The following is a 10506-nucleotide window of genomic DNA, read 5'->3' as shown; positions in this document are numbered from 1 at the left end:
CGGAATTGGTAGACGCGCTAGCTTCAGGTGTTAGTGTCCCACGGATGTGAGGGTTCGAGTCCCTCTCTTCGCACCATTCATTACGCAAAAGGCCCATCACGAAAGTGACGGGCCTTTTGTTTTTACCCCTTGTTATGGCTATGCTTTTGACGACTCCCCGCTCATCGTCATGCCAAGGAACGCATATGATACTGGATACCGACATTCACAACTTTTACGAACATCTGGTGCTCAAGGAGATTGAGAAGCAGGATCTGCAACAGAAGCTCACCGGCGACCAGATGGCCGATCTCTGCTGCCTGACCCTCAACCAGCTCCCTTCCCACTATATTCGCCACGATGTCGACATGATCTACTTCCTGACCGATGCCAAGCGCACCGAGATGGAGAAGCTGGTGGTCGAGTCGCTCAAGCTGGCACAGCAGAAGATCAAGCAGGCTCCCGTCAAAACCTCATAACCAGGGCTGCTGCCAGAGCAAGGTGGCGATACCGGTCAAGCCAGCGACTGGCAGCAAGATCAAGGCAGGCCGCAATCCGGGCTCCAGCATCACCCAGGCAGCCAGCAGAAAACCGGCACTCCAGGTGCCGTACTCTTTATCCTGACCCCATGCGAGTACGGCCATCGCCACCAGCAACATCATCCCCCGCAATATCCAGCGCATTGTTTTCTCCCCAACAAACAATTGATAATAATTATCATCTTCATCTATCAAGGATGCAAGTCGCGTCACAAGCAGGCTTCGTATGTGACCTATCATGTCAACAGGGCGCTCAAAAACGGGTTATGAGATCAACTAATTTGTGATTTTTTCAATCAAATGTGCATTTTTACCAATTTGATGGGGCTTTAACCCATCAGGTTTGTGGTAGATTGCGGCCTCTTTTTGGGTTGGCCCCTCGGGATACGTGTATCCACAGGACGAGAGGGACTGACTTTGGCGAGCAAGAGTTTAGGAAGTATCTATGCAAAACCAACAAAACCACATCCGACTACCGGGCATGGCGCAGGTGTTCATCTGTCTGGCCATTTTCCTGGCCCTGGCATTCTCGTTCACCAGCGTGCTCGATCTGCCGATCCAGCTGGCGCTGTTCATCGCCTGGTTCGTCATCATGGGGCTCGGCATCAAGCTCGGCCACGATTACAAATCCCTGGAGCAGGCGGCCGTTGACGGCGTCGCCAAGGGAATGGGGGCCATCCTGATCCTGGTCTCCGTCGGTGCCCTGGTCGGCACCTGGATTGCCGGCGGCATCGTCCCCAGCATCATCTACTTCGGCCTCAAGGTGATCCATCCGTCCATCTTCCTGCTGGCAACCCTGATCATCTGCTCCCTGACCTCGCTGGCTACCGGCACCTCCTGGGGCTCTGCCGCCACCGCCGGTATCGCCATGATGGGGATCGGCCACAGTCTCGGCGTGCCTGCGCCGCTGGTAGCCGGTGCCGTGCTCTCCGGCGTCTACTTCGGTGACAAGCTCTCCCCGCTCTCCGACTCTGTGGTGCTGGCCTCGACCATGTCCAACGTCGACGTGGTGGAGCATATCAAGGGGATGCTGCCCATCAGCCTGCTCTCCTATGTCATCACCGCCGTGCTGTTCACCGTGGTCGGCATGCAGTATTCGGGCAACGTCAGCCTGGAGCAGGTCAATCTGGTGATGGAGGCCCTCGACAACCAGTTCAACATCACCCCGCTGGCCATCGTGCCGGTGGTACTGGTGTTGGGCCTGTTGGCCAATCGCAAGCCCGCCTTCCCGGTGATCAGCTTCGGCGCCCTGCTGGGCCTGATCTGGGCCATCGCCTTCCAGGGCATGGATCCGGTCAAGGCAATGCACTCGGCTTATAGTCCGTTTGCCATCACCTCCGGCATCGACTTTATCGACAACATTCTCGGTCGCGGCGGCATGGAGTCTATGCTGGGCTCGGTCGCGGTCATCATCTTCGGCCTCGGGTTTGGCGGCCTGCTGGAGAAGGTCGGTATTCTGGAAGTGATCGCCAGCGCCTTCGAGAAGCGCATCAACAGCGTCGGCAGCCTGACCAGCCACACCATAGCCACCGCGTTTCTGGCCAACGTGTTTGGCTCGGCCATGTATGTGTCGCTGATCCTGACCCCCAAGATCATGGCCAAGAACTACGATCGGCTGGGACTGGCACGCAAGAACCTCTCTCGCAACGCCGAGTTTGGCGGCACCCTCACCTGCGGCATGGTGCCCTGGAGCGACAACGGCATCTTCATGGCCGGGGTACTGGGGGTCGCGACCCTCGACTACCTACCCTACATGTGGCTGAGCTTCACCTGCATCATTGTGACCATCACCCTCGCCTACATGGGCAAGGCAGTGAACCGGATCCCGCTGGTCGCGGCGGCAAGCTCCCGCTAAGCCATCCTGCAAACAACAAAGGCGCCATCAAGGCGCCTTTGTTGTTTTAGAGAAATGCTGTTTGATGGCGTTCACTGATCACCACAAACAAAAACAGCCCTCGTCGCCGAGAGCCGTTTCATCAGACCGATAACGCCGATCAGATGGAGAAGCTGGAGCCACAACCACAGGTCGTGGTGGCGTTGGGGTTGGTCACGGTGAAGCGTGAACCTTCCAGACCCTCGGTGTAATCCACACTGCCGCCTACCAGATATTGCAGGCTCATGGGATCGATCACCATGGTGACGCCGTTCTTCTCGACCACGGTATCCCCGTCGTTGATCTTCTCATCAAAGGTAAAGCCATACTGGAAACCGGAGCAGCCCCCACCCGTGATGTACACCCGCAGCTTCAGCTCGGGATTCTCTTCCTCGGTGATCAGGTTCTTCACCTTGTTGGCCGCCGCATCCGTCATCTGGATGGGCAGCGGGGCTTCTGCTACTGCACTCATTACTGACCTCACAACCATTAGATCCACAAACATGGAAACCGCGAAATTATCCAATACCCGACCATTCAGTTCAAGTATTCACCACGTTTAACCGGCAGCGGGAACCGGAGCAGGCGGCGCGGCGACCAGCGGCTTGATCACCTCGCCCCACTCAACCAGCAGCTCTTGTGCCGGTTGCCTGCCGTCCTTGTTGATGGTGACACGGATCCGATCCGGCACAAAGCCTTCCGGCAACTGCCAGTTCCCTTCCAGCAGTTGGAAATAACGCAGGGCATAGCGCCACTCGCTCACCTTCATCCCGAGATCTCGACCGGTTAGCGTCTTCGGCTTGTCAGCCAGACTCCCCTCGACCCGGATCTGCACCTGACCACGAAACAGCTCCCGCTTCTTGGCGGGCTGGGTCAGGGCGAGACGGTAGTGGTAACGACCAGGAATGCTGGTCTCCTGCAGGGTCAGGTTGTCGATAACCACCCCCACCTGTTCGCCGGTGGGTCGCATGATCCGCTCGAAAAAGGCCAGCTGGCGCTTGAGCTCCTGCACCTGCGCCTCCTGACTCTTCAGGGTGGTCTGCAACTGCTCGAAGGCCGCTTTCTGAGTCGCTAACCGGGTATCCTTCACCCCCAGCTCGGTCTTGAGCTGGCCGATGGCCTTGCCCTGACGATCCAGCGTCTCCTGTTGCACCACCAACAGACTGCTCTGGGCCAGCTCCTGACGGTTACCGACAAAGTAACCGATGAGCCCGCCAACGGCTAACACGACCAATAACTTCAATAGATTGGACATAGCCCCTCATCCCGTTATCACGCCATTTACGGCAGCGCCTCTCCCTTCACTATACCGCCCGGACCGGGGTCAAACGCGATAAAGGGAAAAATTAACTGGCCGTGGCGCTGCCATCACCCCGCTTTTGACGCGCGGCGAGCCGTAAAGTTCGCTCCAGGATCTGGGAATAGATGGGTCGGCCACCCAGCCACTGGGCAACCAGGGTCGCCCCGACCGTGGTGATCATCATCGGCAGGATCAGCTGATAGTTGTCGGTCATCTCGGTGACCAGCACGATACCGGTGATGGGGGCTCGCACGGTGGCAGCAAACAGCGCTCCCATCCCTGCGATGGCAAAGGCGCCAGGCTCGATGCCAAGCTCCGGAAATGCCGCATGAAACAGATGGCCGAACACCACGCCAAACAGGGTGCCGAGCGCCAAAGTCGGCGCAAACACCCCGCCCGGAGCGCCGGAGCAGAAGCAGATGAGGGTCGCGACCAGCCGCACCGAGAAGATGATGAACAGGGTCGCCATCGCATACTCATCCCCCATCAGATGAGGGATCAGCTCGGTGCCGCCGCCCGTCACCGAGGGGGCGAACAGCGACAACACACCAAAGGTCCCGGCGACCAGCATACCGATGGCCACGAAACGGTGGCGCCTGTTCTGATGCAGTGCCAGATAACCATCCTGACAGGCCAGTACCAGCTTGTTGAAAACAAAGCCGAGCACCCCGAAGGTGGCCCCCATAAAGAGGAACAGCCAGAGTGCCTTGAGGGCTGGCGCATCGTAGTGGGGCAAGGTGATCACCGCCCCCTGCCCTTTCATGTTCTGCAACATCAGGGTCGCCATGATGGCGGAGATCCCCACCGCCTTGATGGCCAGAAAGGAGTAGCGAAACTGCGGCCGCATCTCCTCCATCACAAACAGAATGCCCGCCAGCGGCGCATTGAAGGCAGCCGCCAGACCGCCTGCCGCACCGGCCGCCAGCAGAGCGTGGCCATGCTCCTTGGGCAGCCGGAAGATATCCGCCACCATCTTGCCGAGGTTGCCGCCGATCTGCACCGAGGGCCCCTCCCGCCCCAGCACCATGCCGGAGCTCAGGGTACAGATGCCGCCGAAGAATTTGACCGGCAATACCCGCCACCACCGTACCGGGCGCAGATCGTCCATCGCCCCCTCGATTTCGGGAATGCCGGAGCCCCCCGCTTCCGGGGCAAAGGTATGGGTGAGGAAGTAACCGACAAATCCCAACAAGGCGCTGAAGCCAAAGCCGAGCAGACCGAGCTGCCACCAGGGACGGTCGGCCAGCAAGGCGATGCGTTGTTCTGCCAGCCAGTGGACACCCGATTCGAACAGGCCGCACACCAGCCCGGCTAGGGTGCCGACCAGCGCTGCCAGCAGCAGCACCAACAAGGGCATCTTGTCTTGCCGGATAATGCGGGAAAGCGGCCCCCGCAAAGCGGTATCGGGTTCAGAGGAGAGAGCTTGTTGCGCCATCTTGTTACACCAACCTGGAAAAACCATATCGTCAGCTAGCTGAGATCAGGATCACCCGGCACGTTGCTCGGCTGCCCAGGGCTGGGGCTTTCTGCTATAGTCGGCCCGTTAAATTTTTGTCACGGGAGCAGACCGAGAGTCCGGGTGGCGAGAGCGCAAAGCATACTCCTCATGCCCCGGCCTGCCGAGTCTCAATCGGCTGCAATCCCTTGTGTGACGCCCAAAATCCCATTAAGGATGATCCATGTCAAAATCAGATCAGCTGTTTGAACAGGCCCGCCAGACCATTCCCGGTGGCGTCAACTCACCGGTCCGCGCCTTCAATGGGGTCGGCGGCACGCCCCGCTTCATCGATCATGCCGATGGCGCCTATCTCTATGATGTGGATGGTCAGGCCTACGTGGATTACATCGGCTCCTGGGGCCCCATGCTGCTCGGTCACAACCACCCTGCCATCAAGGCCGCCGTCATCAAGGCCGTTGAGAAGGGACTGAGCTACGGCGCGCCGACCGAGATCGAAGTGCTGATGGCCGAGAAAGTCCGCCAAATCGTCCCCTCCATGGAGCAGGTGCGGATGGTCAACTCCGGCACCGAAGCCACCATGAGCGCTATTCGTCTGGCCCGCGGCTACACCGGCCGCGACAAGATCGTCAAATTCGAGGGCTGCTACCACGGCCACGCCGACTCCCTGCTGGTCAAGGCCGGTTCCGGCGCCCTGACTCTGGGTCAACCCAACAGCCCGGGCGTACCGGCCGATTTCGCCAAGCACACCCTGACCTGCGTCTTCAACGACTTGGACTCTGTGCGCGAAGCCTTCGCCCAGTACGGCAGCGAGATCGCTTGTATCATCGTTGAACCGGTCGCAGGCAACATGAACTGCATCCCGCCGGTGCCCGGCTTCCTGGAAGGTCTGCGCGCCATCTGTGACGAGTTCGGCGCCCTGCTGATCCTGGACGAGGTGATGACCGGTTTTCGTGTCTCCCTGCGCGGTGCTCAGGGCTACTACAACATCGACCCGGATCTCACCACCCTTGGCAAGATCATCGGTGCCGGCATGCCGGTCGGCGCCTTCGGCGGCAAGAAGAAGGTGATGCAATACATTGCCCCGACCGGCCCCGTCTATCAGGCAGGTACCCTCTCCGGCAACCCGGTGGCCATGGCGGCCGGTCTGACCATGCTGGACTTGCTGCTGGAGCCGGGCCTCTATGAGCAACTGAGCGCCAAGACTGCACGGGTTGCAGAAGGGCTGAAAGCGGCCGCGGCCAAGCATGGCATTCCGCTCGCCATCAACTATGTGGGCGGCATGTTCGGCTTCTTCTTCACCGACGAACCAGAAATTACCCGCTACGAGCAGGTCACTCGCTGCGACATGGAACGCTTCAAGCGCTTCTACCACCTGATGCTGGAAGAGGGTGTCTATCTGGCACCGAGCGCCTACGAGGCGGGCTTCCTGTCGCTGGCTCACGGTGACAAGGAGATTGAACACACCCTGGCTGCTGCCGAGCGCAGCTTCGCCAAGCTGGCAGGCTAAATCGCCGCCGGTTGTCGCAAAGGGCCCGTCATGGGCCCTTTTCTATCGAAGTGCCTCCATCATCACGCAGGGCGGCAATACGCCCAGTTCTGGTGCATTCCCCCCTCGTCATCCGTCGCTTTGTCATCCTCTGGTGCAACTTGCCCCGCCATCCCTGTCATAAAGCAGGCCCACTATTTGCACATCCGCAACAGAGCCCACGTCACCGAGGTCCATATGGCAGAGATGAGTCCCATCGATGTGCTGCGGCGCTATCAGGAGTATCAGGAAGAGCTGACCCCGCTACTGCAGGGGCTGCTCAGCGCCCCCCTTGCCTCGCTCAAGCGGTATCCCTTTGTTGTCAGCATTGACCACTATCAGGGGCCTGTGTGCATCCAGCCTGCGACACCGGCGGCCCATAACCGGCTGCATCTTATCGTGCAGGGGCAAGGACGGGAGATCACCGTCTGTCTGAATCAGCTGATTGGCTGGTTGATGGGGGACAGGGATCGCCGCCGCGCCATGCCCTGGTTCAAGGCCGTCTATGTGGTCCTCAGCATGGCGCTGTTTCTCATCGTCGCGACGCTCATCTGGCACGGGCTGGAGCAGCTCTACCAGCTGTTGTGCGGCGAGCAGCAGAACCGGCTCGGCGCCTTTAGCGCCATCATCTTCCTGACGCTGGCACTGGCGGTATTCGATCTGGGCAAAACCATTCTGGAGGAGGAGGTGCTGCTGCATAAGGATATCTTCCGCCACAGCGCCATTCGTCGCACCATCACCCGCTTTATCGCCGCCATCCTGATCGCGGTCTCCATCGAGGGACTGTTGCTGCTATTCAAAGGGTCGCTCGGCCAGAGCGAGCTGCTCTGGCCTGCGATTGGGGTGATGGGGTGCGCGGTGGGATTGCTGCTGGCGCTCGGACTCTATGTCTTTCTCGGGGCCAAGGCCGAAGCGGCACTGGTGCAGGCTAGCCTGCGCTCTCCACCGCCAGTTGCACAGGGGCGCGACGCGCCGCCCGCCAGGAGGCGTACATGGTCCAGGAGGTATAGATGACGATAAAGGCAACCAGCCACTTCAGCATCTCCATATCCATGGATTTGACCAGCATGGCGGCCAGCACCACGCCGATGGGGCCGAAGATGGCCACCGCCAGCACGGCTTTGGCATCAAACGCCCCTTTGCGGATAAAGGTGCCCGCCGAGAAGACGCTGAGCACGGCGGTGGAGCCCATCATGATGGGAAACGCCGCCAGCGGATTCATCCCCAGCAGATAGACCAGCGTCATGCAGGGGGCAAACAGGCCGATGCCGACATTCATCAGCACCCCGAAGATGAAGTTGCCAAGCAGGGCGATCGCCAGCTTGTAGCCACTGAGCCCCATCGCATCCCCGCCAACGGGGAAAAGACCCAGCAGACCGGCAAAGATCAACCCGGCGACGACCAGCAGGGAGATTGCCATCACCAACCGGATGGTCTGCCGATCAAACGAGGCCACATGGCGAGCGCCCCAGGCTGCTCCAGCTGCGGCGGCAATCATCATGCTGATCAGCGTCAGTGGCTCGACCGCCACCGCCCCGATGAAGATCAGCGACTGGGTCACGGTCGGCAGCACGCACTGACCATTGAGGGTGCCCGGCAGTACCCGGTCATCGATCAACTTGAACTGCTTGTAGCAGGCGGTCTTTACCGCAAAGCTGCCCACTCCCAGGGTATCGAGGAAGTTGGCAACCCCACCGATCAACGCCACCGGCCAGAAGGGAGTGGATTCGAGCGTACCGTTGCATCTCTTCTGCCAGCAGGCCTGCACCAGCATAAAGACAAATGCCAAGCCACCGGCTATAAAAATAATCCGCAAAATATCAACTAACATATGGGTTTCTCCTGCACCGGGCGGCGATTCTAAGGCAGGGCGCAGAAAAAGTCTTGGCTGTAATTAAGCAAGCTTCGCAGCCAGCCAAGAGGAGTTGAAACTTTTCCAGATGGAAGTCGAACGACTCTGCTAATACTTGTTACTGAGGCCAACAGGCCGGGTCCTGAGCACGTTGTTATGGTCCTTTCGCGACGACCACCTGTGCCAAGGGACATAATGAAAAAGAGGGCCGGTAGTGATACCGACCCTCTTTCTGTATCTGGCTGAGGCGCAAGCCCCCGACCATGACAACCGCTTATTGAATGCTCTTGCCGGCGCGCACGTCCTTGATAAACCCCTTCAGGCTGGCCAGATCGCGGGGCGCACCGCGCAGGATCTGATCACCGATGATGAAGGCGGGGGTACCTGAGATACCGAGCGCTTCAGCCAGCGCTCGGTTGGTGCCGAGGTTCTGGTCAATGCTGCCATCCTTGATCTTGGCTTCCACCTTGCTCCAGTCAACACCGGCCGCCAGCGCCAGCTGCTTGACCTGAGCCTCATCAGCGAGCGGGCCCTGATGGGTATAGAGCTTTTCGTGGAACGCCTGATACTTGTCAGGTTGGCCCAGTTGAACCGCCAGCGCAGCACGGGCAGCGAAGTAGGAGGATTCGCTCAGAATGGGGAACTGCTTGTAGATGTAACGGATGTCTTTATCTTCCGACATCAACTGCTTGACCAGCGGATGGGCCCGTTTGCAGTAACCGCAGTTGTAATCGAAAAACTCCACAATGGTCAGCGATGCCTTCGAATTTCCCATCTCTGGATCCTGATTGGCATAAAGCTGCTTGGAGTGAGCCTTGATCAGCGACTTGTCACTCTCGGCCTGCTGACTCTCCTGCTTGGCACGCAGGGCATTGGACATCTCGACCAGGATCTCGGGATTCTTGACCAGATAGTCGCGAACGATTTGCTCGACATCGCTCTTGGTCAACTCGCTCGCATGTACCGGTGTCGCCAACAGGGTCACGCCAGCCAGCGCGCAAAACAGGGCATTTTTAATAGTCATAACGTTATCTTGCAGAGGATATGATAGAGGGCACTATAGTGGTTGAGTCTGTTTTCAAGTCAAGTTATCTGGCCAAAAAAGCGCTTGATGCGCCCTGATTGCCACTTTTTCATGTCATTTAGTGCAATTAACCAGCAATCGAACCGGGCAGGGATTTACAAGCCGGATCAGCATGGTAATATTCGCCGCACTGCTGCGGAGGGGTGGCAGAGCGGCTGAATGCACCGGTCTTGAAAACCGGCGATGGGCGACCATCCGTGGGTTCAAATCCCACCTCCTCCGCCATTCATAACGAGCCCATGCAACCATGTTGCGTGGGCTTTTTATTTGCCTGCGATTTGCCATTTCTCATAGATCTCAACAAATTAGCCTTCCCTTAATCTCCCCGCCCGCGGCTCAATAGCTGCCGCAAGATCACCTATCAACTTCGAAGCTCTGCGCTCCCTGCCTATTTTCTTATTACCCCAAACCACAACGACAACACGCAGCAACTACAGCGCCTGCGTGTTGGTACAGCCAACACATTCTCTGGCGCGACTAATAAAGTCATGGATAAGCAGAGGCCATGACTGAGGCTTAAAAAGAAAGCTTTCAGCTAACACAGGACGCAGATGCCCAGGAAAGATCGCAAACAAGAGATCATGGCGTACAGGCGAGCATCGAATGTGCGGGCATGACTACGCCAGAGCCGCCATACAGAGCGACAGCGGTTCAGTGAAGGAAGAGTACAAAGCAGAATATCAGACTATTTGTTGAACCAGAAAACAACGGCGAGTAACAATAAGAACAGAGGAAAGGAGATAAAGCAGGTCAATTATCAGTCTATTTGCTGATTTTCAGGCAATAAAAAACCCCGCTCATCGAGCGGGGTTTCTTGTATTGGGTGCCTGGCAGTGTCCTACTCTCGCATGGCGAATGCCACACTACCATCGGCGCTACCGCGTTTCACTTCTGA

General features: G+C 58.4%; 10 protein-coding genes and 1 tRNA gene. 5 read left to right on the top strand and 6 right to left on the bottom strand.

Features of this window, described 5'->3' with window-relative positions; genetic code table 11:
- Window positions 1-185 precede the first annotated feature (185 nt).
- Complete coding sequence (locus tag PG888_RS21615; protein ID WP_075113841.1) at window positions 186-458, top strand: late competence development ComFB family protein; 273 nt, start codon at window positions 186-188, stop codon at window positions 456-458.
- On the opposite strand, the gene PG888_RS21610 is transcribed toward PG888_RS21615, so the two are convergent.
- Window positions 453-662: a hypothetical protein gene (locus PG888_RS21610; protein WP_139707380.1), complete on the bottom strand. Its 210-nt coding sequence runs from the start codon at window positions 660-662 to the stop codon at window positions 453-455. The two genes, PG888_RS21615 and PG888_RS21610, sit on opposite strands and share 6 nt — an antisense overlap.
- A gap of 301 nt (window positions 663-963) precedes the next feature.
- Here PG888_RS21610 and nhaC point away from each other — a divergent pair, with 301 nt between their 5' ends.
- Entirely contained in the window at window positions 964-2373 is a 1410-nt protein-coding gene (nhaC, locus tag PG888_RS21605) for a Na+/H+ antiporter NhaC (RefSeq protein WP_042060692.1), read from the top strand.
- Between the two features lie 139 nt (window positions 2374-2512).
- On the opposite strand, the gene erpA is transcribed toward nhaC, so the two are convergent.
- The 3 genes from erpA to clcA all read right to left on the bottom strand — a co-directional run bounded on the left by erpA (window position 2513) and on the right by clcA (window position 5126).
- Window positions 2513-2863, bottom strand: coding sequence for an iron-sulfur cluster insertion protein ErpA (gene erpA, locus PG888_RS21600; protein ID WP_005340225.1), 351 nt, complete (start codon window positions 2861-2863; stop codon window positions 2513-2515).
- Window positions 2864-2950: 87 nt separating this feature from the next.
- A complete protein-coding gene (locus tag PG888_RS21595) occupies window positions 2951-3646 on the bottom strand; it encodes a DUF6776 family protein (protein ID WP_005340216.1) in 696 nt (231 codons plus the stop codon).
- Between the two features lie 91 nt (window positions 3647-3737).
- Window positions 3738-5126, bottom strand: coding sequence for a H(+)/Cl(-) exchange transporter ClcA (gene clcA / locus PG888_RS21590; protein ID WP_182938710.1), 1389 nt, complete (start codon window positions 5124-5126; stop codon window positions 3738-3740).
- Window positions 5127-5370: 244 nt separating this feature from the next.
- Between clcA and hemL the strand changes: the two genes are divergently transcribed.
- Window positions 5371-6657 (top strand): glutamate-1-semialdehyde 2,1-aminomutase, encoded by a 1287-nt coding sequence (gene hemL / locus PG888_RS21585; protein WP_182933411.1) that lies wholly within the window; start codon window positions 5371-5373, stop codon window positions 6655-6657.
- Window positions 6658-6873: 216 nt separating this feature from the next.
- On the top strand, window positions 6874-7689 hold the full coding sequence (locus PG888_RS21580; RefSeq protein ID WP_182938709.1) for a hypothetical protein: 816 nt from the start codon (window positions 6874-6876) through the stop codon (window positions 7687-7689).
- Here the strand turns inward: PG888_RS21580 and PG888_RS21575 are convergent.
- Together PG888_RS21575 and PG888_RS21570 are read right to left on the bottom strand one after the other, a co-directional pair.
- Window positions 7604-8506 (bottom strand): sulfite exporter TauE/SafE family protein, encoded by a 903-nt coding sequence (locus PG888_RS21575; protein WP_182938708.1) that lies wholly within the window; start codon window positions 8504-8506, stop codon window positions 7604-7606. The genes PG888_RS21580 and PG888_RS21575 overlap by 86 nt on opposite strands.
- 295 nt (window positions 8507-8801) lie before the next feature.
- Window positions 8802-9551, bottom strand: coding sequence for a DsbA family protein (locus PG888_RS21570; RefSeq protein WP_182938707.1), 750 nt, complete (start codon window positions 9549-9551; stop codon window positions 8802-8804).
- Between the two features lie 197 nt (window positions 9552-9748).
- Between PG888_RS21570 and PG888_RS21565 the strand changes: the two genes are divergently transcribed.
- Window positions 9749-9836, top strand: a tRNA-Ser gene (locus PG888_RS21565).
- Window positions 9837-10506 lie beyond the last annotated feature (670 nt).

It is taken from the genome of Aeromonas sp. QDB23, assembly GCF_027707745.1.
Lineage (GTDB): Bacteria > Pseudomonadota > Gammaproteobacteria > Enterobacterales > Aeromonadaceae > Aeromonas > Aeromonas allosaccharophila.
This window is presented reverse-complemented; position numbering and strand designations above follow the sequence as displayed.

Coding starts and splice junctions, on each gene's coding strand:
- PG888_RS21570 (WP_182938707.1), bottom strand. CDS start 9,551: ATGACTATTAAAAATGCCCTGTTTTGCGCGCTGGCTGGCGTGACCCTG.
- erpA (WP_005340225.1), bottom strand. CDS start 2,863: ATGAGTGCAGTAGCAGAAGCCCCGCTGCCCATCCAGATGACGGATGCG.
- PG888_RS21575 (WP_182938708.1), bottom strand. CDS start 8,506: ATGTTAGTTGATATTTTGCGGATTATTTTTATAGCCGGTGGCTTGGCA.
- PG888_RS21610 (WP_139707380.1), bottom strand. CDS start 662: ATGCGCTGGATATTGCGGGGGATGATGTTGCTGGTGGCGATGGCCGTA.
- clcA (WP_182938710.1), bottom strand. CDS start 5,126: ATGGCGCAACAAGCTCTCTCCTCTGAACCCGATACCGCTTTGCGGGGG.
- PG888_RS21595 (WP_005340216.1), bottom strand. CDS start 3,646: ATGTCCAATCTATTGAAGTTATTGGTCGTGTTAGCCGTTGGCGGGCTC.
- hemL (WP_182933411.1), top strand. CDS start 5,371: ATGTCAAAATCAGATCAGCTGTTTGAACAGGCCCGCCAGACCATTCCC.
- PG888_RS21580 (WP_182938709.1), top strand. CDS start 6,874: ATGGCAGAGATGAGTCCCATCGATGTGCTGCGGCGCTATCAGGAGTAT.
- PG888_RS21615 (WP_075113841.1), top strand. CDS start 186: ATGATACTGGATACCGACATTCACAACTTTTACGAACATCTGGTGCTC.
- nhaC (WP_042060692.1), top strand. CDS start 964: ATGCAAAACCAACAAAACCACATCCGACTACCGGGCATGGCGCAGGTG.